The organism is Clostridium sp. HCP1S3_C6, from assembly GCF_052066735.1.
Taxonomy (GTDB): domain Bacteria; phylum Bacillota; class Clostridia; order Clostridiales; family Clostridiaceae; genus Clostridium.
The window spans coordinates 1-22,643 of sequence record NZ_JBQHRN010000029.1; the positions used below are offsets into that span (position 1 = coordinate 1).

Here is a 22,643-nt window from a genome sequence, read left to right on the forward strand (position 1 = left end):
ACGACTGTGGAGTATCATATCAAATGCAAGTAGTTTTTATAACAAAAGCAGATACATTGAAACAGTAAAATTCTTAAAATGTTTATATTTGATTACATTTTAAGTAGCAGACTTTGGTTTATGGAATATTACATTATTGTTTATAAAAATACATATGATGCTATGTCATCAGAAAAAGTTTTAAATGAACATAACTTTGATTTTAAGATAATGCCCACACCAACATCAATAACTCAAAGTTGTGGTATTTGTACTAGATTTACTAAGTATGATGAAATTGAGCAAATTATAAATAATAAATTAGTAGAATATAAAAATATTTATAAAAAAACGCAAAAAGGTTTTGAAATAGTAAAATAGGATTTTGAAAGGATAAAAGATGGTGAAAGATGATTTATTAAGCAAAATAGCAAGCTTTTTGTTAAATCAAATTGATGTTATTGCTCAAAAGGGATTTAAAATAATATTAATTTTCATAATAATGCTTATTGTTATTAAATTATCCAATAGAACTATAGAAAAGTTCGTCCAAAGACAAATAAAAAGCAATGCTAGATTTTCTTTGCAACCGCAAAAAGCAAAAACTATTGGTGCTGTGCTTAAAAGTGCAGTGAAGTATTTAACATATTTTGTAGGGATTACTATTATGCTTTCAGATATATTTAATGGAGTATCTGTAGCACTTGCTGGAGTAGGCGGTGTTGCTGTAGGGTTTGGCACTCAGAGCCTAGTTAAGGATATAATAAATGGTATTTTTATTTTATTTGAAGATCAATATGGAGTTGGAGATTATGTAACCATAGGGAAATATTCTGGTATAGTAGAGTCAATAGGTATTAGAACTACTGAAATAAAAGATTTTTCTGGAGATATCCATTTAATACCTAATGGATCTATATTAGAAGTTACTAATCATTCAAAGGGAAATATTAGATTTATAGTAGATGTGCAAGTGGCATATGAAGAAAATTTAGATAATGTCATAAATATTATAAAAAAAGTATGCAACAAATTTGAAGAGGAAAATGAAGATGTTGTAGAGCCAATTGTTGTTTTTGGGGTAACTGATTTAGCGCAGGATGGTGTAACTATAAGAGTTATGGGGAAAAGTAAGCCTTTAAAGCAATGGGCAATGGAAAATGAACTTAGAAAAGCAATTAAATTAAAATTAGATGAGGAAAATATTGAGATTCCATATAGAAAAGTACAAATAGTAAATGGAGGCTGTAAAAATGGTTGATAATTTTGAATTAGGTGATATTATTCAAATGAAAAAGCAACATCCATGTGGTGAACACAATTTTGAAGTAATAAGGGTTGGAGCTGATATTAAAATTAAGTGCATTGGATGTGGTAGAATAGTTATGATTCCAAGATCAAAATTTGTTAAACTGGCAAAAAAGAAAATAGACCCTGAAAATAAATAATTATTAAATTGTTTCTATAAAAAATGTTTCACGTGAAACATTTTTTTACTTTTATAAAACTTGCAAAAATAAATAATGCATGATAAAATTAATAACTGAAATCCTTGCTGTGTATAGCACAGCCGTAAAGTCCAAGAGGAGGTGTAGTAAAATGAGAAAGTATGAAACTATATTCATATTAAACCCATCTTTAGAAGAAGAAGCTGTAAAAGCTAACATCGAAAAGTTTAAGGGTGTAATAGAAAATGGTGGAGGAACAGTTGAAAATGTAGATTTTTGGGGTAAGAGAAAGCTTGCTTACGAAATCGAAAAAAATACTGAAGGATATTATACTTTAGTAAACTTCTCAGCTAATCCTGAATTACCAAGAGAATTAGATAGAATTTTCAGAATTACTGATACTGTTATCAGACATATCATTGTTAAAGAAGAAGCTTAATTATTTGGAGGGATTGTAATGAATAAAGTTGTTCTAATAGGAAGACTTACAAGAGATCCAGAATTAAGATTTGCAGCAGGCAGTGGTACAGCTGTAAGTAGATTTACAGTTGCAGTTAACAGGCAATTTAAGAGAGATGAAACTGATTTTATTAATTGCGTTGCATTTGGTAAAACAGCAGAAACTATATCACAGTATTTATCTAAAGGCAGACAAATAGCTTTAACTGGAAGTATTAGAACAGGAAGCTATGATGCTCAAGATGGTACTAAAAGATATACTACTGATGTTGCAGTAGATAGTTTTGAATTCATCGGATCTAAAGATAGCTCAGGTTCAAATTCAGATTATTCGGCTCCTACATCAAATAATAGTGATTCATTTGGTGGAGCGGGCTTTGGAGACGACATAACTCCTGTAGATGATGGAGATATGCCATTTTAAATTTCTAGGTAAGGAGGAAAGTAAAAATGAGAGAAGGAAACAACAACAGAAGACCTAATGGTAAAATGAGAAGATCTAAGAAAAAAGTTTGTGCTTTTTGTTCAGAAAAAGCTGAAAGTATAGATTATAAAGATGTTGCTAGATTAAGAAAGTATGTTACAGAAAGAGGAAAGATTCTTCCAAGAAGAATTTCTGGAACATGTGCTAAGCACCAAAGACAATTAACAACAGCAATAAAGAGATCAAGAAATATTGCATTATTACCATTCACAACAGAGTAATAAAAATTTAGCCCTTGTCATTATTTGGCAAGGGCTAATTTTTATATAACAATAATTACAAAAAATGTAAAATCTATTGCAATAAGTTTAAAAAATAATTAAAATATACATAAGGGATATAATATTTAAAAGTGAGATATGAATATAATATGGCTATAATTAAATGAGGAGCAAGAACATTTATGAAGCATAGAGAATTAAACATAATGGCAAATGTTAAAATTATAGAAAATTTAAAAGCTCAACTAATTTGTGTGATAGGGGAATTCTTTAGATTACTTACAAAAGGAAATAATATTGCAAAGGATGCTATATTAGATTGCTTATCAAGTGCTATTACAATACTTTATGTATTAGGAGATAAGTTAGGGTATTCATTTAGTGAAATAGATAGAGTTATGAAGGACAAATTAGAAATGGGAATAAAAGCAGAAGATGAAGAAGAAAGAAACGGTAAAAGCTTAAGTAAGTTAAAAAAATATGTTGGTAATAGAATGGACTAAGCTAGGAGGCTAGTTATGAATAAATCAAAAATAATTAGAATATGCTTAGAAGCTATATGCTTAAGTTTCTTTTCTATAGTTTTCTACTATTATAACTTAGGATATTTGAATTTAATTATGTTCTTTATAGTACTTATAGATAATATATGTATTATATGTAAATTACATAAACAGGACAATGAAAATTGTGTAATAAGTAGTAGTATTAATAAAGGTATATACGATAATATTAATAATATTATTTTGCCTATAATAGTTGTAAAAGAAAATGGCGAGATATTATGGAAAAATAATAGATTTAATTCTTTAGAAAGAGAAAATATAATAGGTAAAAATATTGGATCAGTAATAAAAGGAATTGATTTAGAAAGAATAATAACAGCATCGAAAGTACCTTCTAATCAAAGAGTAAGATATAAAAATAGAATTTATGATATACAAGGAAATTCTATAAGTATAAATAAAGAAGTATTTGGAGTAATATATTTAAATGATGTATCAGATCTTCTAAAATGTGGTAATGATAAGGAAAGTGTAATTTTATTAGAGATAGACAATTATAATGATATAATTGAAAACTTAGATGAAGATATTAGACCATTATTAATTGCAGATATAGAAAAAAATATATATTTATATGCTCAAGATATAAAGGCTATGATAAAAAAATATGATAGTAGCAAATATGTATTAACAGCTCAAGATAAATATATAGATGAACAAATCAAAGATGGGTTTCCAATATTAGATGTAATATCAAATATTCATAAAGGAAATAAATTAGAACCTACATTAAGTATAGGTATAGGCAGAGGTGGAGCTACACCGCAAGAAAATAGTTCCTTTGCAAAACTAGCAAAGGAATTAGCATTAGGAAGAGGCGGAGATCAAGTAGTAGTTAAGAATAATGATGATATTAAGTTCTTTGGCGGTAATACAAAAGAAATAGAAAAGAGAACAAAGGTTAGAGCAAGAGTTGTATCAAATGCCTTAGAAGAGCTTATTTATGAAAGTAGTAAAGTATACATAATAGGACATAAAAATCCTGATATGGATTGCTTTGGTTCTGCAGTTGCACTTTCAACAGTTGTAGAAAAGTTGGGAAAAAAGTGTAATATAATTTTGAAGGACGATACTAATCCTATAAAATATTATTTAAATAAATTAGAAAAAATTGATACATATAAGAAAAGATTTATTTCATTAAGAAAAGCTAAAGAAGAATTAGATGATGATACGTTACTTATTATTGTTGATGTGCATAATAAGAGCTATGTAAGTGATTTGAGCATTGTTAATAGTGCCAAAAAGAAAGTAATTATAGACCATCATAGAAGGAGCCCTAATATAATAGAAGGAGCAATACTTAGTTATATAGAGGTTTTTGCATCATCTACATCAGAAATGATAACAGAAATTATTCAATATATATTAAAAAAACCTATAATACCTCAAGTTGATGCTGAAGGGCTTCTTGCTGGTATTTATATGGATACCAAGAATTTTACTTTTAAAACTGGTGTGAGAACATTTGAAGCAGCTTCATTTTTAAGAGATATAGGTGCTGATACCATTGAAGTGAAAAAGATGTTTACAGATAATTTAGAAGATTATCTTTTAATTGCGGATATAATAAAATCTGCACAAGTGGATAAGAAAACTAAAATAGCTATAGCAACTGCTAAAAACAAAAAGATTGATACTGTTATTATAGCAAAGGCAGCAGATGAACTTGTTAATATATCTGGAATTGATGCAAGTTTTGTTCTGGCTAATATAGGAAATGATGTTACTATTAGTGGTAGATCTACTGGTGATATTAATGTTCAGGTAGTCTTAGAAGCTTTGGGTGGAGGAGGACATATGAATATCGCCGGAGCAAAAGTATATGATAGCACAATAGATGAAGTTATAGTACAATTAAAAGAAGCTATAAAAAAATATATAAGGATAGGTGAATAATTATGAAGGTAATTTTATTACAAGATGTTAAAAAGATAGGAAAAAAGGGCGAGGTAATTAATGCGTCAGATGGATATGCTAGAAATTTCTTGTTTCCTAGAAAATTAGCAGAAGAAGCAACTGATGCAAATCTTCATATTTTAAATAATAAAATAGCAAATGAAAGAAAAAAGAAATTAGAAGAAATGGAAGCTGCACAAAAGCTTGCTAAAGAATTAAAAGGAAAAGAAATAAAAATTACTTCAAAAACAGGTGAAGGTGGAAAACTTTTTGGAGCTATTACAAGCAAAGATGTAGCTGCATTAATAAAAAAAGAATATGGAGTTGAAATAGATAAAAAGAAAATAGTTATGGACACAATAAAAGTGGCTGGAGGCTATGAGATAGAAGTTAAATTATATCCAGAAGTATCAACAAAGATGAAGGTGTTTGTTGTTTCTGAGTAGAGGAGGAATATTTGTTGAAATTTCATGAGAAAATGGACTTCTTGCAAGATGTTTTAAATGGAGATTTACCAATAGAGGCACAAATCAATGTATTGTATGAAATAATGGAGAATATATTGGATCAAGGTGCTATACGTGCAAGAACGGTAAAATTTAAATTACAAAAATATATCAAGTCTAAAAATATGTGTGAAAAAGTATATGCACTTAATATGATTGCATCTGATGGTAAAGGCATAAAGACAGTACCTAAAGAGGAAGAAATAGATAGTGTATTAGAAAATACAATAGACTATATAGCTGATGAATTGGCACGTAGATATGTACAAAATGATATAGAAGCAAAAGTAGAGCAATCTATAGTAGAAAAACAAGAAAAATATATAGATGAAGTAAGACTTTCTGTAATAAAGAAACAAAAGGGTAGTGAAAATAAAAAGACTAAAAAGAAATATAATGAACTTGTAAAGTTAGATAATAAGGTTACAAGTAAAAACATTATGAGCTTTATAAGACCCGAATCTTTAGATGAAATAGTGGGGCAGGAAAGAGCTATTAAGTCCCTATTATCAAAATTATCATCTCCATATCCACAACATATAATTTTATATGGTCCACCTGGAGTTGGTAAAACTACAGCTGCTAGAATAGCTTTAGAAGAGTCAAGAAAACTTAAATTTACTCCTTTTGATGAAACTTCTAAATTTGTTGAGGTAGATGGAACTACACTACGTTGGGATCCAAGAGAAATTACCAATCCACTTTTAGGTTCAGTTCATGATCCAATTTATCAAGGAAGTAAAAGGGATTTAGCTGAAATGGGAGTGCCAGAACCAAAACCAGGATTAGTAACAGAAGCTCATGGAGGAATACTATTTATTGATGAAATTGGCGAACTTGATACTATTCTTCAAAATAAGTTACTTAAAGTACTAGAAGACAAAAGAGTTGAGTTTTCATCATCATATTATGATCCAGATGATGAAAACATACCTAAATATATAAAATATTTATTTGATAAGGGAGCTCCTGCTGATTTTGTATTAATAGGTGCTACAACCAAAGAACCTAAAGATATAAATCCAGCATTAAGGTCTAGATGTACAGAAGTATATTTTGAGCCATTATCAGTTAATGACATACAAAAGATTGTAATTAATGCAGCTGAAAAGCTAAATGTAAAGCTTGAAGAGGGCGTGGCTGAATATATAAGTCAATTTACAATTGAAGGTAGAAAAGCTGTTAATATATTAACTGATGCATATGGATTTAATTTATACAGCAATAAAGATATGGAATCATCAAAAAATGTAACCATAAAACTTAAGGATGTAGAACAAGTTGTATCAATAGGAAGGTATACTCCTTATGAACTTTTAGATAATGATGGTAAAAAGGAAATAGGTCATATATATGGCTTAGGTGTAAGTGGATTTTTAGGATCTACTATAGAAATAGAAGCAGCAGTATTTCCTGCAAAGAAAAAAGGCAATGGAACTGTAAGATTTAATGATACAGCTGGTTCAATGGCTAAGGATTCAGTGTATAATGCAGCATCAGTTATAAGAAAAATTACAGATAAAGATATAAAAGACTATGATATTCATGTTAATGTAATTGGTGGCGGTAATATAGATGGTCCTTCGGCAGGGGCTGCAATAACTTTATGTATAATGAGTGCATTATTAAATAAACCAATTAGGCAAGATGCAGCAGTAACAGGAGAGATATCTTTAAGAGGAAAGGTTAAACCAGTAGGTGGAATTTTTGAAAAGATATATGGAGCTAGAAGAAAAGGAATAAAGCTTGTGTTAATTCCTAAAGATAACGAAAAAGATATACCTGAAAATTTAACTGATATAGAGGTAAAAACAGTTGAAAATATCGAAGAATTAATAACTATTTTATTTGAATAGAAAGGTGGTTATTTAATTGGATGCTTCAGCAATGAGAAGTTTGCCACATAGTATTGAAGCAGAACAATCTATAATAGGTGCTATGATTATAGATAAAAATGCTATAGTGAAGGTGGCAGAAAAATTAAAAGAAGAGGATTTCTATAGGGATGGTCACAAGATTATTTATAGAGCTATATTTGAAATGTTAAAAAATGATATGGCTGTAGATCTTGTAACACTTTTAGAATATTTAAAGTCAACTGATATGTTAGAAAAAGCTGGAGGGGTTGCTTATATTACAGAAGTAAGCTCTTCAGTTCTTACTACAGCAAATTTATCATCATACATAGAAATAGTAGAACAGAAATCGATACTTAGAAAACTTATTAAAGCTTCAACAAAAATAATAGAAGACAGTTATAACAAACAAACTGAAGTACAGGACGTGCTTGATTCAGCAGAAAAAAAGATATTTGATATATCTGAAAATAGGACTAATAATGATTTTGAGCCATTAAAGGATGTTCTTGAGAGAGGTTTCTTAGAAATTGAAAGACTTTACAATAATAAAGGTGAGATAACAGGAATAGGATCTGGAATAACTGATTTAGATGCTAAAACTTCTGGATTTCAAAAAGGTGATATGGTTCTTATTGCAGCAAGACCTTCTATGGGAAAAACTACCTTTGCATTAAATATTGCAGAGCATGCTGCTCTTAGAGAAGGAAAAAGTGTTGTTATATTTTCTCTTGAAATGTCAAAGGAGCAGCTTGCATATAAGCTTCTATGTTCAGAAGCTAATGTTGATATGTTAAAACTTAGAACAGGTGCATTGGAAGATAAGGATTGGGAAAATATAGCTAGAGCAACAGGACCATTATCTAAAGCTAAGATATATATAGATGATACTGCTGGAGTTACAGTAATGGAAATGAGGTCTAAATGCAGAAGAATAAAGATGGAATATGGTATTGATTTAATACTTATTGACTATCTTCAATTAATGTCTGGAAGTAATTCAGAAAGTAGACAACAGGAAGTTTCTGAAATATCAAGATCTATTAAGGCATTAGCAAAAGAAATGGAATGCCCTGTAATTGCTCTATCACAGCTTTCTCGTGCTCCAGAGCAAAGAGCTGATCATAGGCCTATGCTTTCAGATCTTAGAGAATCTGGATCAATAGAACAAGATGCTGATATTGTTATGTTCTTATATAGAGATGAATATTACAATAAAGAAACTGAAGATAAAAATATAGCAGAATGTATATTGGCTAAGCAAAGAAATGGCCCAGTGGGAACAGTTAAGATGGCATTTATTGGTGCGTTAAGTAAATTTGGAAATCTCGATGTAGTACAATATGATTAATTAATGTTAATAAATTGGGGGAATAAGAAATGAGTGAAAAAATAGGATTTATAGGTTGCGGAAATATGGGTAGTGCTATGGTAGGTGGCTTAATTAAATCAGGATTTAAGAATGCTGAAGACATTATAGTATCAACTCATACAGAATCTTCATTAAAAAAGGTTAAAGAACAATTTAATGTGGAAGTCACATTAGATAATAAAGAAGTAGCTAAAAAATCAGATGTTATAATTCTTGCAATAAAGCCATATATGTATAAGGATGTAATTGAAGAAATAAAAGAAGAATTAAAAACTGATAAACTTATTATAACAATAGCTGCTGGTATAACTATAAAAAATATGGAATACTGGCTTGGAGAAGGGTATAAGATTGTAAGAACAATGCCTAATACTCCTGCACTTGTTGGAGAAGCTATGTCTGCTGTTTGCCCAAATGAAAATGTTACTTCTGAGCAATTTGAATATGTAAAAAACATATTTAATAGTTTTGGTGAATGTGTAGAATTAGCAGAAAAGGATTTTCATGCATTTACTGCTCTTTGTGGTTCTTCACCAGCATATGTATTTGTATTTATAGAAGCTATGGCTGATGCAGCTGTTAAGCTTGGTATTACAAGAGCAAAAGCATACACTATGGCAGCTCAAAGTGTTCTTGGATCAGCTAAGATGGTTTTAGATACAGGAAAGCATCCAGCAGAACTTAAAGATATGGTTTGTTCTCCTGCAGGAACAACAATAGATGCAGTATTAGCTCTTGAAAAGGAAGGATTTAGAAATGCAGCGATAGAAGCTGTTGTTAAGTGTGCTGAAAAATCAAAAGCTATGGAATAATAAAAAAACATTTTCGAGTTTTATCTCGAAAATGTTTTTTTATAGTTATTAGATTCTATTAACACCACTTTTTATTGCAGCTTCTTTAACAGCTTTTGCAACATTTTTTTGAACATTTAAATCAAATGCTTTTGGAATTATATTTTCAGATGTAATATCTTTATCATCAATAGAATTTGCTATTGCATAAGCTGCTGCTACTTTCATTTCTTCATTTATTTCAGATGCTCTGCAATCAAGTGCACCTCTAAAAATTCCAGGAAAGGCTAAAACATTATTTATTTGATTAGGATAGTCAGAACGACCTGTTCCTACAACTTTAGCTCCTGCTTCTAATGCATCTTCTGGAAATATTTCTGGAGTTGGATTTGCCATTGCAAAAAGAATTGCATCTTTGTTCATTGAAGCTACCATTTCTTTTGAAACAATATTTGGAGCAGATACTCCTATAAACACATCAGCACCTTTTATAGCATCTTTTAAAAGACCAGTTTCTTTATTAGGATTGGTTATCTTTGCAAGTTCTTTTAAATTATCATTAGGTAATTGACCACCTTCATGAATTACGCCATTAATATCACACATTACTATATTTTTAACTCCTGAAGCTAAAAGTAATTTGCAAATGGCTGTTCCAGCAGAACCAGAACCATTTATAACTATTTTTAAATTCTTTAACTCTTTTTTTACAACTTTAAGTGCATTTATTATTCCAGACAAAACAACAACAGCAGTACCATGTTGATCATCATGAAATACTGGTATATCTAATCTTTCTTTTAATCTTCTTTCTACTTCGAAACATCTTGGCGCAGAAATATCTTCTAAGTTTATTCCACCAAGTGATGGAGAAATTCTTGCTATAGTATCTACTATTTCGTCTACATCTTTTGTGTCAACTACTAATGGAAATGCATCAACATCAGCAAATTCTTTAAATAAAACAGCTTTACCTTCCATAACAGGTAAAGAAGCAAGTGGTCCAATATCTCCAAGACCAAGAACAGCTGTTCCATCTGATATTACAGCAACTGTATTCCATTTTCTTGTATAAATGTAGGCTTTTGAAGGATCTTTATGTATTTCTCTACAAGGCTCTGCTACACCTGGAGTATATGCAAGGCTTAAATCTTTTGAATTTTTTATAGTAGCTCTTGATTTTATTTCTAGTTTACCTTTTAAGTCTTCATGGAATTTTAATGATTCTTCATATATGTTCATAAAAACACTCCTTAGATAATTAGTAATACAATTATTATACGAATTATTTTATTAATTTGCAAAAAAATATTCGTGTTAAGGTTGATTTATATGAATTACTTTGCTACTATGAAATATGGAGAATACATAAGGAGGATAAGATATGTCAGCATTTATTGTTTTAGGAGCTCAATGGGGCGATGAAGGAAAAGGAAAAATGACAGATTATCTTGCAGAAGAAGCAGATGTTGTTGTTAGATTCCAAGGAGGTAATAATGCAGGTCATACTGTAGAAGTTGGAGACAAACAATATAAGCTTCATTTAATACCTTCTGGTATATTATATGATGAAAAGTTAAATGTAATTGGAAATGGTGTTGTAGTAGATCCACAAGCTTTATTTGAGGAAATAGATTATTTACAAGGACTTGGAGTTAGTGTTACACCAGAAAAACTTATAATAAGCGATAGAGCACATTTAATTATGCCATATCATAAAGTATTAGATAAATTAAAAGAAAAAGCTAGAGGAAAAAATGACATTGGTACTACAGGTAAAGGAATAGGACCATGCTATACAGATAAGATAGAAAGATCAGGAATTAGAATTTGTGATTTACTTCACGAAAATGTTTTTGAAGAAAAATTAAGACAAAACATTGAAGCTAAAAATGCATATATTACAAAAATTTTAGGTGGAGAAGCTTTAGATGTAGAAAAAATATTAAAGGACTATAAAGAATATGCTAAGAAAATTAGACCTTTTGTTAAAGATACATCAGTAAAAGTATTCGATTCAATAAAAGCAGATAAAAATGTATTATTTGAAGGTGCTCAGGGAATGCTACTTGATATAGACTATGGAACATATCCATATGTTACTTCATCTAATACAATTGCTGGTGGAGTTAGTAATGGTGTTGGAATAGGACCTAATATGATAACTAATGCTATTGGTATATGTAAGGCATATACAACAAGAGTTGGAAAAGGCCCATTCCCTACAGAATTACTTGATGAAACAGGAGATTGGATTAGAGAAAATGGTCATGAGTATGGTGTTACAACAGGAAGATCAAGAAGATGTGGATGGCTAGATTTAGTTATATTAAAAACTACAGCAAGAGTTTGTGGTTTGACATCACTTGCTGTAACTAAAATAGATACTCTTGCTGGTCTTGATAAAATAAAGGTATGTGTAGGTTACAAGTTTAACGGAGAAATTATAGATTATTTCCCTGCAAGCCTAGAAGATTTAGCTAAATGTGAACCAGTCTATGAAGAATTTGATGGATGGGATGCATCAGTAGCAAATGCAAGAAGCTATGATGAATTACCTGAAAATGCAAAGAAATATTTAGATTTAATATCTAAATTTACAGACACAAAAATAGCATTTGTATCTGTTGGACCAAAAAGAGATCAAACTATAAAAATATCAGAAATTTAGGAGGTAAAATTTATGATTACTAAAGATATGACAATTGGTGAAGTAGTTAATAAAGACGCTACAAAAGCTGCTATATTAATGGAATTTGGAATGGGATGTGTTGGATGCCCATCAGCTCAAGCAGAAACAATAGAAGAAGCCTCACAAGTACATGGAATTGATTTAGAAAAATTATTAGAAGCATTAAATAAATAGTTTTTTTGATGAAAAGTACCCTATTTTAGAGGGTGCTTTTTTTATATAAATTTTTATTAATATTAGTTTTATTTATGATAAAATATATATGTAGAGGAGTGAAGTTATGGTTAATAAGGAAATTAGTTTTAGTAAAAAGTATGAAATAAATTATTATGATGTTGATTGTAATCTTAAGTGCAAATTAGCTTCTATAGTTAATTTTTTATGTGATGTTGGAAATTCGCAATCTGAATCATTAGGAGAAACTATAGATTGTTTGACAGAGCAAAATTTTGCATGGGTGTTTTTTAAATATGATATAAAAGTTAATAAATATCCAAAGTATAGGGATGTCGTTACAGTAACTACAGCTGCAACAGGTTTTAATAGATTCTATGCATATAGAGGATATGAAATTACAGATGAAGAGGGAAATATATTAGTAGAAGCTACAGCACTATTTTTCCTTATAGATATAAAGAAAAGAAGGGCTGCGAGAATATCTCAAGACAAGATTGAATTGTATAGCAAGGGAGTTCAATTGCCTAAAAAAGTTGAAATGGATGAAGCTAGAGATCTTACAAACGAAGATTATTTTAAAGAATTTAATATAAGATATAGTGATATTGATTCTAATGGACATGTAAATAATGTTAAGTATATGGAATGGGCTATAGAATCTGTACCAATTGAAATAATTCAAGATTATGAACTTAATTCAATAAAGGTAACCTTTGAAAAGGAAACTGTTTATGGAGAAAGTGTTCATGTTTCGGCACAAATTATTAAAGAAGATGATAAAATAACAACTGTTCATGTTATAAAATCTAAAGAAGGTAAGGTACTTACTAAAATTGAAATTGATTGGAAAAAATAAGAGAGACAAAACTAGGCAATATGCTTAGTTTTGTTTCTCTTATTTATAATTTTGCAACAGAATTTCCAACTATATATCCTGAACTCCAAGCCCATTGAAGATTGAAACCGCCACAATCACCATTTACATCAAGTATTTCTCCACAAAAGTATAAATTATTTATAAGGTTTGATTGTAGTGATTTTGGATTTACTTCTGAAGTATCAATTCCGCCTACTGTAAGTTGAGCATTATTAAATCCATTTGTATCAGTGCAATCAAAAATCCATGATTTAAGTCTTTGGCATAAGGCATTTTTTTGGCTCCAAGGTAATTCATCTGAAGGTATATGAATATTATAAATTCCAATATCCTTAAGTAGTGTTGGAATAAGTTTTTTGTTTATTACGCCTATTAGACAATCTAAGATACTTCTATTAGGAAACATAGCTAAATGGCCTAAAATGAAATCATCCACTTCATTTTGAGTCAAATCAGGCATAATATCAATTTTGATTTTCACATCTTGCTTATTATATAGGGCTCTTGAAGCAATGGCAGATAATTGAAGAATAGGAGGGCCAGATATACCATAGTCGGTAAATAGTATTTCTCCAGAATCTTCTTTAACTATTTTTTTATTTATAATTATTGAAGCTTTGCCATTTATTTTTATACCAGATAATGCTTTCAAATATGGATAGTTAAGTTTTAATTGTACTATACCAGGAACTGTAGGAATAATATTATGACCTAATTCTTTAGCCAGTTTGTATCCAGATCCATCTGAACCTGTTTTTACAGCAGATTTTCCACCACAAGCTAATATAAGTTTATTACAACAAAAATTTTCAGAGTCAGTTTGCAGTGTAAATTTATTTTTCTTTTTTGTAATATGTTTTACCTTATTATTAAAGTAAACAGGAATTCCTTTTTCTTCTATAGAAATTTTTAAAATATCTACAACTGATGATGCTTGTAATGACTTTGGAAATAATTTTTGATTTTCAAGTTCTATTATAGGAAGTCCAAGTGAAAAGAAAAAATTTTTAGTATCTTCAACTGAAAAATTACTTAATGTGCTACAATAAAAATTTTTATTGCTGCTTTGATATGTATTAAAGGGTGATGAAATTTTTGAATTAGAAATATTGCATCTACCGTTTCCTGTTGTTAATATTTTATTACCTATTCGGGAAGTTCCTTCTAGTATAGCAACATCACAACCTAAATCTTTTGAAATGATAGAAGCTATAAGACCAGAAGCACCTGCCCCAACTATTATGGTATCGTGAAAATTCATAAATGTCTCCTTAAATTATTTATATATATTATATAATATTGTATCATAGTAATGTATTAATAGTAAAAGCTACATAAGCAAAAATAACAGTTAAAAATGGCTATAATTCATTAAAAATAATAAAAAAATAAAAAAAATAAAAAAAATATTAAAAAAAATGTTGACACAGATTATTTATTTATGTATTATAGTCTATGTGGTCCGAACGGATTAAAAGAAAATAAATATATGGCTTCTTGGTCAAGCGGTTAAGACACCACCCTTTCACGGTGGTATCAGGGGTTCGATTCCCCTAGAAGTCACCATTTTTACTTTGGGCGCATAGCTCAGCTGGGAGAGCATCTGCCTTACAAGCAGAGGGTCACAGGTTCGAGCCCTGTTGTGCCCACCAAAGTATAATTTATGGCTCGGTAGCTCAGTTTTGGTTAGAGTGCCAGCCTGTCACGCTGGATGTCGAGGGTTCGAGCCCCTTCCGAGTCGCCATTATTATACTTTTTAAATTTTAAAGAGTTAATATACTTTGGTTTATTTTGCTGGCATGGCTCAATGGTAGAGCAGCTGACTTGTAATCAGCAGGTTGTAGGTTCGATTCCTATTGCCAGCTCCATTTTAAAAAAATATATATGGCTCCTTGGTCAAGCGGTTAAGACACCACCCTTTCACGGTGGTATCAGGGGTTCGATTCCCCTAGGAGTCACCATTTTTACTTTGGGCGCATAGCTCAGCTGGGAGAGCATCTGCCTTACAAGCAGAGGGTCACAGGTTCGAGCCCTGTTGTGCCCACCAAAGTATAATTTATGGCTCGGTAGCTCAGTTTTGGTTAGAGTGCCAGCCTGTCACGCTGGATGTCGAGGGTTCGAGCCCCTTCCGAGTCGCCATTATTATACTTTTTAAATTTTAAAGAGTTAATATACTTTGGTTTTATTTTGCTGGCATGGCTCAATGGTAGAGCAGCTGACTTGTAATCAGCAGGTTGTAGGTTCGATTCCTATTGCCAGCTCCATTTTAAAAAAACATATATGGCTCCTTGGTCAAGCGGTTAAGACACCACCCTTTCACGGTGGTATCAGGGGTTCGATTCCCCTAGGAGTCACCATTTTTACTTTGGGCGCATAGCTCAGCTGGGAGAGCATCTGCCTTACAAGCAGAGGGTCACAGGTTCGAGCCCTGTTGTGCCCACCAAGGTAATTATGGCTCGGTAGCTCAGTTTTGGTTAGAGTGCCAGCCTGTCACGCTGGATGTCGAGGGTTCGAGCCCCTTCCGAGTCGCCAATAAAATCACTAACAAAAGTTAGTGATTTTTTTTGAGTAGAAAAATGAAGCATAGCTTTTTATTAGCTATGCCTTTCTCATATTATTTAAATTAAGAGTTATTCTAATATCATCTGAATAAAATTTAAATAATCTAAAATCACCAATAAGTCTTGAGCAAATTCTTTCACTATAAAATTTAGTTATAGCAGGAAGTGAAAGATTTGTTGAAATAAGCATTTTTTTCTTTAATAAAAGTTTTTTGTTTAGAATATTAAATAGTTCAGTAATTGAAAAATCACTCTTTTGTTCAGCACCTAAATCATCTATTATTAATAAATCACAGTTTATTAATAAATCTTGAAGTTTTGTATTATTATTAAATCTTATATCCCTTAAATCTGATATTAATTCATCTGAAGTTTTATAAACAATTAAATATCCAAGATCAAGAAGTTCTTTTGCAATACAATAAGATAAAAAAGATTTACCACTGCCTGGGTTGCCATAAAATAGAAGGTTATTATTATGGTTGTTAAAATTAGGAATGTAATCTTTTGTAATGTAATTTAAATTTAGTTGCATATTTTCTCTTGGAGAATATTTTTCATCATTGTTTTTTTGTGGTGAAAATAAATTAATATCAAAAAAATCAAAATTCTTTGATTTTAATATATCATCTAATAATGAATTTTTATAATGGAGCTTAATAAGTTTCTCTTTATAACAAGAACATTTCTTTATTCCAATGTATCCTGTATCCTTACACTTTTTACATCTATAATGTATATTAAGGTATTCAGGATCATATCCTTTTGAAACTAGCATTTCATATTTTTGAGCTCTTAAATTCATAATTTTATTTTTGTATTCATTAAGAACTTTTTCACCATCATCAGCATGTAAAATTGCCATAGACATATTTATTGATAATTTTTGAATTTCATTGTCCAGTTCTATAATTTTTGGATACAATTTTTGAATTTCTTCTTTTCTATGTCTTAAAGATTTTTGTTCTTCTTCTTGAATTTTTAAATATATATCTGTAAGTTTAGATTGATAATTATTAATCATCTTTATCCCATCCTAATAATTTCTTTTCTAGAGAATCATAGTCATAATGCCTTGGTTCAAAGTTATTAAAACTAGATTCACGTGTAGTGGTATTTGTTGAAATATTTTTATTCTTAATGTATGAAGTTTTGGGCTTTTTATCTTTTAATGCTACATCCTCTAGGGTTTTGATATTTCCCTTATGCCATTTTGTAAGTATACCATCTATATATTTGAAATCAGCTCTATTTAATCTTTCAAAGCATATATCACAGGCTTTTTGTATTAATGGTGTATCAAACATGTATATGTTAATCCATTTTTCTAATAAATCCTGTTGGGGTTTCATTATTTCTGCATTTTTTATTCCAAGGTATGATAGAATTTTTCTTATTTTAATCCATTTATCTTCAGTTTCTTTTATAAATGCTTGTGCATCATCTATAGTTTTTATGTTCATGTCATGCCATGATATAGCTACCTTTTCAATATATCTAGCATCAGATTTTCCTTTTGAAACACAGTATTCAATTATTAAAAGTATAAGCTCAGAAGTAAAAGAAAAATCTTTTTGCCAGCTAAGGTACATTTCCATTTCTTTTGTAGATAATGGTCTTGAAATAATTTTTTCTATATCTCTAAGCATGTCATTTGTACTAGAATTGTTTAGTGCATCTAAAATATTTATATTAGAATTTTGAATTGACTCATCTGATAATGGGAGAAATTCTATACTAAAGTTATTTAATCTATCTATAGAAGTTAATTTTATTACTCCTTGTTCATTCCAGTAGTCAAGCGCATTCATAACATCAGATTCTAGTAAATTTAGAGATGAAGCTAAAATAGAACAATTTACACCTGGTTCATTTGAAACATTATATTTTAGTAAAAGTAGATATACTTTAATAAATTCACCTCTAGCTTTAGGCATATAATTTTCTATAAATACATTACTTACTGGAGTGAAATCTAATTGAGTATTTTTTAGCATTAGTGTACTCATGTATTTTTCTCCTTTCATAAGTTTATTAAGGTTTAGATTAATTATAACAAACAGAAATTTATATAACAATAATAAAGAAACTGTTTAAATTGATAAAAGTTTATTTACATCAAGAAGTCCATAACCTACTTCGTTTTTGGAAAGATCACTTTTTATTGAACATAAATTAAATAGTGAATTAATATCCTTCATTGTTAAATCTGGTCTCTTTTCAAATAACAAGGCACATATTCCACATATATATGCGCAAGCAATAGATGTACCAGAAGCAACTTTATAGGAGGTTTTTAGTCTAGGAGGATAAAGTTTTAATCCATCTTTTTCAGAAATATATGATTTATCTGAATTTAAGCATGTAATTTCTGAACAGGCTGCAGCAATTGTAGGTTTATGTTTATTTTTATATGGACCAGAGGATGAAAAGGTGTAAGGTTCACTACTAAATGTATTTTTTAAGCCAGAAACAGTAATACAAGAATCTAAAGTGGCTATACCTCTTATGGAATTGAAAGAAGCCATATTGCTGCCGCTAGGTACTACTACTATAATTTTATTTTTTTGTGCTTCTAAAAAGGTTTTATTAAAAGCATCTATTATAAAGATATTGAAATTTAAAAGTTCAAAAGGAAGACATAATATTTTTATGTTATTTTCTTTTGAGGAATTAATGATTTTTTCAATGGAAAGTAATATATCAGATGTTAAACCCTTACCAAGCTTATCAAAGGCCTTATAGCAATACAGATTAGCTTTGGGAGCTATACCCTTAAATAACCCATTAGAAGAAACTCCATTTCCAGCAATGCTGCCAGCAATAAATGTGCCGTGGCCATTATCATCATAGGGATAATTTAAGTTATTTATTAAGTCATGAAATTCATATATTCTGTTTGAATTATCAGTTAAATCTTTGTGGGGGAATACCCCTGTATCTACAAGACCAATACCTATATTTTTACCAGTAAGCGTACAATTTATTTCTTTAGAAATATTTAAATTATTAGAAGAAGATACACTATTTGCACATACAAATAAGTATTCATCAAAAGTTATAAAAGTTACTTCTGGATATTCAATTAATCTTTGAATAGAAGATTCTTTTAAAATTGCACAAATTATGTTTGAATATTCAAGAGAACAAATAATTGTATCTTTGTAGGAAATTATTTTTTTTGATATATTTTGAAGCATGCATTTACATTTTATTAAAACACGATATTTTTTATAACATTTATTATTTAAAAGATACCTTAAATTTGTATCAAGTTTATTTTTTAAAGATAGCATAATAAATAACACCTTTTAATTAATATCTTAATAATATATGAAATATTATTAGAAAAGTTATAAAAAAGCACAACAAAGTTATTAAAACATAACATTGTTGTGCTCTTTTTGCTATTTCCATTTAAATAATATGATGCCACAAATCATAACAATTACACCAGCAATTTGTTTGAAATTAAAAGGTACTTTAGGTGTGTCAAATAATCCAAATGCATCAATTAATGCTGCAGAGATAAGCTGTGCAATAAGTATAATTGCAATTCCGCAGGTAGGTCCCATATTGCCAATGCTTTTCATTACTGTGAATATAATTATAACTCCTAGTACTCCACCTAGAAGATACAGTTTATTTACGTCTTTAATTGCTTTATAATTAGTATCTTTTAATATAAAAGATACTATAAGAGTTATAACAAGAGCAATTCCTTGTACAAGGACATTTGTTTCCCATGTACCAATTTTTTCTGATAATCTGGTGTTAAATACTCCCTGAAGAGTCATTGAAATGCCAGATATTATGGCAAATATTATAGACATCATTTCGCATCACCTCTAGATTAGTATTACCCAAAAAAATTAAAGTATTAAAAAAGCTTACTTAAAATATAGAAAAATTTAAATTTCTATATTAAGTAAGCCTTAAGGATAAGTTTATAAACATTTCATTTAAATTAAAGCTTCAATTTTATTTGTAACTTTAACACTGTCAAAATTATTTTCAATACTTTGCTCTGTTAGATTTAAACTAATACTAAGACTTAAAAAGTCTTCTAAAAGAGTTAGAAAGTGATCCCTAGATGGAGAAATAATTAAATCATTAACGTCAATATAAAGACTTAAAAATTGTTCGCTTAAACATTCATCACTAGGAACAATAGATATTTCATTAATGTCGTTGTAACCATTTTTTATGCCTAAAGATAAAATTTGCTTTAAGCAAGCTATGTAATTTTTTAATATTAAATCATTATCAGAATATTCATCATCATCAATCCAGTATTTATAGCATTTTGTTGAATTAGCAAGAGCACTTAATTCAATATGAATTTGTAAATGTTTTCTTGCAAATAATTTATATTCTGAAAGTGTAGGGTCTATAGTTAATTTATTATCATTATTTTCTTGTATTTTAAACAAGCTTGAAATATTCATAAATATGCCCCCTTAAAATTTGCATAAATCATTCTAACATACATTTTACATAAAATTTTGATTTATGAAAAGAGTGGAAAACGAATACATCAAAAAATAGATAAAATTTTTATTTTTAATACACTTTTTTAGAAATGAAAAAACCAGCATGATATTTTAGCTGGTTTTTCACTTTAAAAAAGTCTTAGAGGATAAGATTTTACACAAATTTCTTTTCTGTTATTATTTTGTTTCCAAATTTCAAATTTACTAATTTTAAAAGTCATATTTGAAGAATTTTTTACTATTTGATCTAGGGATGCTGTTGGCAATTGACCATTTTTATCTTTGTTTATGTAATTAACATTTGCTAATGATATTCCAAAATTTTCGTCTGAAAATGACTTAGAATTTAAGCCATAAAGCTCAAGAGAATCAGATATACTTCTTTCAATTTTTTTTATGTATCCTAAATTTTCAATTTTTAAGTTTACATTCTTTAATGTTTCTGAGATTGTAATATCATTACATGCTTGAACTTTAAATTTTTTATATGGTTTTAAATTTTTTTCCATAACAGTGTTAAGTTTTTCCATGTTTGGGTTTTCTAGAACGTTTAATGTTATATGGGCAAGAGGTGAGTTCCTGTGGGCCTTAAATTTTTTAGACACTTTTTTTTGTATTGGATTTAAACTTTCATATGAATCTTCATCAAATAGTGCAACAATATAGTATTTCATATAAAAAAACCTCCTTCCTAAGCTAAAAGTTTATAAAAATTATATCACATAAAATGGCAGAAATAAAATAATTATTAATTGTTAAAAATTACAGTAAGTAAAAATGTCTATAAACAAAAAAGTAAACGATTGTATCGTAAAAATGCATTGATTTGGAATAAAAAAGTTATTTAAATAAGTATAGTTTATGATATAATGGATTAATGTAGATAAACATTATTATAGGAATATAATGTACAAATGAAATTTTATTAAAGATAAAAATAATTAACATTGATATAAATAGATTTAAATTATATATTTTGAATAAGGGTGAATTTGATGGAAAGATTAGTAATCAATGGAGGAAGGCCACTTAAAGGTTCTGTCGATATTAACGGAGCAAAGAATGCAGCAGTTGCTATTTTACCAGCAGCAGTTGCCGCTAATTCTGGGAAATGCATAATAGATAATGTGCCTGATATAGAAGATGTACATTGTCTTGAAAGAATCCTTAGATCTCTAGGATGTAGGGTAAATAAACTTGATAGTAATACTTTAGAAATAGATAGTACAAAATTAAATAATTGTGATGCTTGTACAGACGATGTAAGAAGAATGAGAGCATCATATTATTTTATAGGAGCATTACTTGCAAGATTTAAAAAAGCAAGAGTAGAACTTCCAGGTGGATGCCCTATAGGAGTTAGACCAATAGATCAACATATTAAAGGTTTTGAGGCATTAGGTGCTCATGTAACAATAGAACATGGAGCTGTTAATGTTACAGCAGAAAAATTAATTGGAGCAAATATATTCTTTGATGTAGTATCTGTAGGTGCAACAATAAATGTAATGATAGCTGCAACATTAGCAGAAGGGCTTACTGTTCTTGAAAATGTTGCAAAAGAACCACATGTAGTAGATGTAGCAAACTTTTTAAATACAATGGGAGCAAATATAAAAGGTGCTGGAACAGATGTTATAAGAATTCAAGGAGTAAAAGAGCTTAAGGGATGTGCTTATAGTGTAATACCAGATCAAATAGAAGCAGGAACATTTATGATAGCAGCAACTGCAACAAAGGGTGATGTTACTATTAAAAATGTAATTCCAAAGCATTTAGAATCAATTACAGCAAAGCTTACTGAAATGGGTGCAATAGTAGATGAAGGTGACGATTCAGTGAGAGTAAGAGTGGAAGGAAAACTTGAAGGGGTTAACATAAAAACTACTCCATATCCAGGATTTCCAACAGATATTCAGCAACCAATGTCAGCTCTTCTTAGTATAGTACCAGGTAGGAGTTTAATTGCTGAATCAATATGGGAAAATAGACATAAGCATATAGATGAACTTAAAAAGATGGGTGCTAATATAAAAGTAGAAGGTAGAGTAGCTATAATAGATGGGGTTAAAAAATTAACTGGAGCAGTAGTTAAGGCTACAGATTTAAGAGCTGGGGCAGCAATGGTTATTGCAGGATTAATAGCTGATGGGCAAACACAAATAACTAATATTGAGCATATTGATAGAGGATATCCTCATATAGAAAATAAATTTCAAAAGCTTGGAGCAGATATTACTAGAATAGAATGTGATGATTAAT

Annotated in this window: 24 protein-coding genes and 11 tRNA genes; 27 read left to right on the forward strand and 8 right to left on the reverse strand. The window is 29.4% G+C overall.

Features of this window, described 5'->3' with window-relative positions:
* Positions 1-120: 120 nt before the first annotated feature.
* From ACTNAO_RS09890 to proC, 12 genes are all read left to right on the forward strand, one after another.
* Complete coding sequence (locus tag ACTNAO_RS09890) at positions 121-360, forward strand: DUF3343 domain-containing protein (RefSeq protein ID WP_441027710.1); 240 nt, start codon at positions 121-123, stop codon at positions 358-360.
* 19 nt (positions 361-379) lie between these two features.
* Complete coding sequence (locus ACTNAO_RS09895) at positions 380-1,240, forward strand: mechanosensitive ion channel family protein (protein ID WP_441027653.1); 861 nt, start codon at positions 380-382, stop codon at positions 1,238-1,240.
* Complete coding sequence (locus ACTNAO_RS09900; RefSeq protein ID WP_441027654.1) at positions 1,233-1,427, forward strand: DUF951 domain-containing protein; 195 nt, start codon at positions 1,233-1,235, stop codon at positions 1,425-1,427. The genes ACTNAO_RS09895 and ACTNAO_RS09900 overlap by 8 nt, the downstream gene beginning before the upstream one ends.
* Before the next feature lie 151 nt (positions 1,428-1,578).
* The gene (gene rpsF, locus ACTNAO_RS09905; protein WP_441027655.1) at positions 1,579-1,866 is read left to right on the forward strand and encodes a 30S ribosomal protein S6; all 288 of its coding nucleotides are present in this window, start codon (positions 1,579-1,581) and stop codon (positions 1,864-1,866) included.
* Between the two features lie 18 nt (positions 1,867-1,884).
* Positions 1,885-2,310 (forward strand): single-stranded DNA-binding protein, encoded by a 426-nt coding sequence (locus ACTNAO_RS09910; RefSeq protein WP_441027656.1) that lies wholly within the window; start codon positions 1,885-1,887, stop codon positions 2,308-2,310.
* A 26-nt stretch (positions 2,311-2,336) separates the two neighbouring features.
* Positions 2,337-2,591 carry a 30S ribosomal protein S18 gene (rpsR, locus tag ACTNAO_RS09915; RefSeq protein ID WP_441027657.1) on the forward strand — a complete coding sequence of 85 codons (255 nt, stop codon included), beginning with the start codon at positions 2,337-2,339 and terminating at the stop codon, positions 2,589-2,591.
* Between the two features lie 182 nt (positions 2,592-2,773).
* Positions 2,774-3,094, forward strand: coding sequence for a MazG-like family protein (locus tag ACTNAO_RS09920; RefSeq protein WP_441027658.1), 321 nt, complete (start codon positions 2,774-2,776; stop codon positions 3,092-3,094).
* 15 nt (positions 3,095-3,109) lie between these two features.
* The gene (locus ACTNAO_RS09925; protein ID WP_441027659.1) at positions 3,110-5,056 is read left to right on the forward strand and encodes a DHH family phosphoesterase; all 1,947 of its coding nucleotides are present in this window, start codon (positions 3,110-3,112) and stop codon (positions 5,054-5,056) included.
* 2 nt (positions 5,057-5,058) lie between these two features.
* Positions 5,059-5,502 (forward strand): 50S ribosomal protein L9, encoded by a 444-nt coding sequence (gene rplI, locus ACTNAO_RS09930; protein ID WP_441027660.1) that lies wholly within the window; start codon positions 5,059-5,061, stop codon positions 5,500-5,502.
* Between the two features lie 32 nt (positions 5,503-5,534).
* Positions 5,535-7,418, forward strand: coding sequence for a Lon family ATP-dependent protease (lonC, locus tag ACTNAO_RS09935; RefSeq protein WP_441027711.1), 1,884 nt, complete (start codon positions 5,535-5,537; stop codon positions 7,416-7,418).
* 16 nt (positions 7,419-7,434) lie between these two features.
* A complete protein-coding gene (locus ACTNAO_RS09940) occupies positions 7,435-8,769 on the forward strand; it encodes a replicative DNA helicase (protein ID WP_441027661.1) in 1,335 nt (444 codons plus the stop codon).
* Between the two features lie 29 nt (positions 8,770-8,798).
* Complete coding sequence (gene proC / locus ACTNAO_RS09945; protein ID WP_441027662.1) at positions 8,799-9,602, forward strand: pyrroline-5-carboxylate reductase; 804 nt, start codon at positions 8,799-8,801, stop codon at positions 9,600-9,602.
* A 48-nt stretch (positions 9,603-9,650) separates the two neighbouring features.
* On the opposite strand, the gene ACTNAO_RS09950 is transcribed toward proC, so the two are convergent.
* The gene (locus tag ACTNAO_RS09950) at positions 9,651-10,823 is read right to left on the reverse strand and encodes an NAD(P)-dependent malic enzyme (protein WP_441027663.1); all 1,173 of its coding nucleotides are present in this window, start codon (positions 10,821-10,823) and stop codon (positions 9,651-9,653) included.
* A 142-nt stretch (positions 10,824-10,965) separates the two neighbouring features.
* On the opposite strand from ACTNAO_RS09950, the gene ACTNAO_RS09955 reads away from it, so the two are divergent.
* The 3 genes from ACTNAO_RS09955 (at position 10,966) to ACTNAO_RS09965 (ending at position 13,306) form a co-directional block, all read left to right on the forward strand.
* On the forward strand, positions 10,966-12,252 hold the full coding sequence (locus tag ACTNAO_RS09955; RefSeq protein WP_441027664.1) for an adenylosuccinate synthase: 1,287 nt from the start codon (positions 10,966-10,968) through the stop codon (positions 12,250-12,252).
* 12 nt (positions 12,253-12,264) lie between these two features.
* The gene (locus tag ACTNAO_RS09960) at positions 12,265-12,447 is read left to right on the forward strand and encodes a DUF1858 domain-containing protein (protein WP_441027665.1); all 183 of its coding nucleotides are present in this window, start codon (positions 12,265-12,267) and stop codon (positions 12,445-12,447) included.
* A gap of 106 nt (positions 12,448-12,553) precedes the next feature.
* The gene (locus ACTNAO_RS09965) at positions 12,554-13,306 is read left to right on the forward strand and encodes an acyl-[acyl-carrier-protein] thioesterase (RefSeq protein ID WP_441027666.1); all 753 of its coding nucleotides are present in this window, start codon (positions 12,554-12,556) and stop codon (positions 13,304-13,306) included.
* A 43-nt stretch (positions 13,307-13,349) separates the two neighbouring features.
* Here ACTNAO_RS09965 and ACTNAO_RS09970 read toward each other — a convergent pair whose 3' ends face one another.
* Complete coding sequence (locus ACTNAO_RS09970; RefSeq protein WP_441027667.1) at positions 13,350-14,588, reverse strand: NAD(P)/FAD-dependent oxidoreductase; 1,239 nt, start codon at positions 14,586-14,588, stop codon at positions 13,350-13,352.
* A gap of 230 nt (positions 14,589-14,818) precedes the next feature.
* Between ACTNAO_RS09970 and ACTNAO_RS09975 the strand changes: the two genes are divergently transcribed.
* The 11 genes from ACTNAO_RS09975 to ACTNAO_RS10025 all read left to right on the forward strand — a co-directional run bounded on the left by ACTNAO_RS09975 (position 14,819) and on the right by ACTNAO_RS10025 (position 15,859).
* A tRNA-Glu gene (locus ACTNAO_RS09975) sits at positions 14,819-14,893 on the forward strand.
* 10 nt (positions 14,894-14,903) lie between these two features.
* Positions 14,904-14,979: transfer RNA gene (locus ACTNAO_RS09980), tRNA-Val, on the forward strand.
* A 13-nt stretch (positions 14,980-14,992) separates the two neighbouring features.
* Positions 14,993-15,071 (forward strand) — tRNA-Asp (locus ACTNAO_RS09985).
* Between the two features lie 49 nt (positions 15,072-15,120).
* A tRNA-Thr gene (locus ACTNAO_RS09990) sits at positions 15,121-15,195 on the forward strand.
* Between the two features lie 18 nt (positions 15,196-15,213).
* A tRNA-Glu gene (locus tag ACTNAO_RS09995) sits at positions 15,214-15,288 on the forward strand.
* Positions 15,289-15,298: 10 nt separating this feature from the next.
* Positions 15,299-15,374 (forward strand) — tRNA-Val (locus ACTNAO_RS10000).
* A 13-nt stretch (positions 15,375-15,387) separates the two neighbouring features.
* A tRNA-Asp gene (locus tag ACTNAO_RS10005) sits at positions 15,388-15,466 on the forward strand.
* A 50-nt stretch (positions 15,467-15,516) separates the two neighbouring features.
* A tRNA-Thr gene (locus tag ACTNAO_RS10010) sits at positions 15,517-15,591 on the forward strand.
* A gap of 18 nt (positions 15,592-15,609) precedes the next feature.
* Positions 15,610-15,684 (forward strand) — tRNA-Glu (locus ACTNAO_RS10015).
* A gap of 10 nt (positions 15,685-15,694) precedes the next feature.
* Positions 15,695-15,770, forward strand: a tRNA-Val gene (locus ACTNAO_RS10020).
* A 10-nt stretch (positions 15,771-15,780) separates the two neighbouring features.
* Positions 15,781-15,859 (forward strand) — tRNA-Asp (locus ACTNAO_RS10025).
* 66 nt (positions 15,860-15,925) lie between these two features.
* Here the strand turns inward: ACTNAO_RS10025 and ACTNAO_RS10030 are convergent.
* The 6 genes from ACTNAO_RS10030 to ACTNAO_RS10055 all read right to left on the reverse strand — a co-directional run bounded on the left by ACTNAO_RS10030 (position 15,926) and on the right by ACTNAO_RS10055 (position 21,055).
* Positions 15,926-16,912, reverse strand: a complete 987-nt coding sequence (locus ACTNAO_RS10030) for an ATP-binding protein (RefSeq protein WP_441027668.1) — start codon at positions 16,910-16,912, stop codon at positions 15,926-15,928.
* A complete protein-coding gene (locus ACTNAO_RS10035; protein WP_441027669.1) occupies positions 16,905-17,897 on the reverse strand; it encodes a DnaD domain protein in 993 nt (330 codons plus the stop codon). The genes ACTNAO_RS10030 and ACTNAO_RS10035 overlap by 8 nt, the downstream gene beginning before the upstream one ends.
* Positions 17,898-17,981: 84 nt before the next feature.
* On the reverse strand, positions 17,982-19,184 hold the full coding sequence (locus ACTNAO_RS10040; RefSeq protein ID WP_441027670.1) for a S8 family serine peptidase: 1,203 nt from the start codon (positions 19,182-19,184) through the stop codon (positions 17,982-17,984).
* 111 nt (positions 19,185-19,295) lie between these two features.
* Positions 19,296-19,724 (reverse strand): DMT family transporter, encoded by a 429-nt coding sequence (locus ACTNAO_RS10045; RefSeq protein ID WP_441027671.1) that lies wholly within the window; start codon positions 19,722-19,724, stop codon positions 19,296-19,298.
* Between the two features lie 126 nt (positions 19,725-19,850).
* Complete coding sequence (locus ACTNAO_RS10050) at positions 19,851-20,336, reverse strand: dUTP diphosphatase (protein ID WP_441027672.1); 486 nt, start codon at positions 20,334-20,336, stop codon at positions 19,851-19,853.
* Positions 20,337-20,509: 173 nt separating this feature from the next.
* The gene (locus tag ACTNAO_RS10055) at positions 20,510-21,055 is read right to left on the reverse strand and encodes a hypothetical protein (protein ID WP_441027673.1); all 546 of its coding nucleotides are present in this window, start codon (positions 21,053-21,055) and stop codon (positions 20,510-20,512) included.
* Between the two features lie 321 nt (positions 21,056-21,376).
* On the opposite strand from ACTNAO_RS10055, the gene ACTNAO_RS10060 reads away from it, so the two are divergent.
* The gene (locus tag ACTNAO_RS10060; protein WP_441027674.1) at positions 21,377-22,642 is read left to right on the forward strand and encodes a UDP-N-acetylglucosamine 1-carboxyvinyltransferase; all 1,266 of its coding nucleotides are present in this window, start codon (positions 21,377-21,379) and stop codon (positions 22,640-22,642) included.
* Position 22,643: the final 1 nt, after the last annotated feature.

Excerpts from the sequence above, each read along its gene's own strand:
- ACTNAO_RS09890 (WP_441027710.1), top strand. The coding sequence starts at position 121 with ATGGAATATTACATTATTGTTTATAAAAATACATATGATGCTATGTCA.
- ACTNAO_RS09895 (WP_441027653.1), top strand. The coding sequence starts at position 380 with ATGGTGAAAGATGATTTATTAAGCAAAATAGCAAGCTTTTTGTTAAAT.
- ACTNAO_RS09900 (WP_441027654.1), top strand. The coding sequence starts at position 1,233 with ATGGTTGATAATTTTGAATTAGGTGATATTATTCAAATGAAAAAGCAA.
- rpsF (WP_441027655.1), top strand. The coding sequence starts at position 1,579 with ATGAGAAAGTATGAAACTATATTCATATTAAACCCATCTTTAGAAGAA.
- ACTNAO_RS09910 (WP_441027656.1), top strand. The coding sequence starts at position 1,885 with ATGAATAAAGTTGTTCTAATAGGAAGACTTACAAGAGATCCAGAATTA.
- rpsR (WP_441027657.1), top strand. The coding sequence starts at position 2,337 with ATGAGAGAAGGAAACAACAACAGAAGACCTAATGGTAAAATGAGAAGA.
- ACTNAO_RS09920 (WP_441027658.1), top strand. The coding sequence starts at position 2,774 with ATGAAGCATAGAGAATTAAACATAATGGCAAATGTTAAAATTATAGAA.
- ACTNAO_RS09925 (WP_441027659.1), top strand. The coding sequence starts at position 3,110 with ATGAATAAATCAAAAATAATTAGAATATGCTTAGAAGCTATATGCTTA.
- rplI (WP_441027660.1), top strand. The coding sequence starts at position 5,059 with ATGAAGGTAATTTTATTACAAGATGTTAAAAAGATAGGAAAAAAGGGC.
- lonC (WP_441027711.1), top strand. The coding sequence starts at position 5,535 with ATGGACTTCTTGCAAGATGTTTTAAATGGAGATTTACCAATAGAGGCA.
- proC (WP_441027662.1), top strand. The coding sequence starts at position 8,799 with ATGAGTGAAAAAATAGGATTTATAGGTTGCGGAAATATGGGTAGTGCT.
- ACTNAO_RS09950 (WP_441027663.1), bottom strand. The coding sequence starts at position 10,823 with ATGAACATATATGAAGAATCATTAAAATTCCATGAAGACTTAAAAGGT.
- ACTNAO_RS09955 (WP_441027664.1), top strand. The coding sequence starts at position 10,966 with ATGTCAGCATTTATTGTTTTAGGAGCTCAATGGGGCGATGAAGGAAAA.
- ACTNAO_RS09960 (WP_441027665.1), top strand. The coding sequence starts at position 12,265 with ATGATTACTAAAGATATGACAATTGGTGAAGTAGTTAATAAAGACGCT.
- ACTNAO_RS09965 (WP_441027666.1), top strand. The coding sequence starts at position 12,554 with ATGGTTAATAAGGAAATTAGTTTTAGTAAAAAGTATGAAATAAATTAT.
- ACTNAO_RS09970 (WP_441027667.1), bottom strand. The coding sequence starts at position 14,588 with ATGAATTTTCACGATACCATAATAGTTGGGGCAGGTGCTTCTGGTCTT.
- ACTNAO_RS10030 (WP_441027668.1), bottom strand. The coding sequence starts at position 16,912 with ATGATTAATAATTATCAATCTAAACTTACAGATATATATTTAAAAATT.
- ACTNAO_RS10035 (WP_441027669.1), bottom strand. The coding sequence starts at position 17,897 with ATGAGTACACTAATGCTAAAAAATACTCAATTAGATTTCACTCCAGTA.
- ACTNAO_RS10040 (WP_441027670.1), bottom strand. The coding sequence starts at position 19,184 with ATGCTATCTTTAAAAAATAAACTTGATACAAATTTAAGGTATCTTTTA.
- ACTNAO_RS10045 (WP_441027671.1), bottom strand. The coding sequence starts at position 19,724 with ATGATGTCTATAATATTTGCCATAATATCTGGCATTTCAATGACTCTT.
- ACTNAO_RS10050 (WP_441027672.1), bottom strand. The coding sequence starts at position 20,336 with ATGAATATTTCAAGCTTGTTTAAAATACAAGAAAATAATGATAATAAA.
- ACTNAO_RS10055 (WP_441027673.1), bottom strand. The coding sequence starts at position 21,055 with ATGAAATACTATATTGTTGCACTATTTGATGAAGATTCATATGAAAGT.
- ACTNAO_RS10060 (WP_441027674.1), top strand. The coding sequence starts at position 21,377 with ATGGAAAGATTAGTAATCAATGGAGGAAGGCCACTTAAAGGTTCTGTC.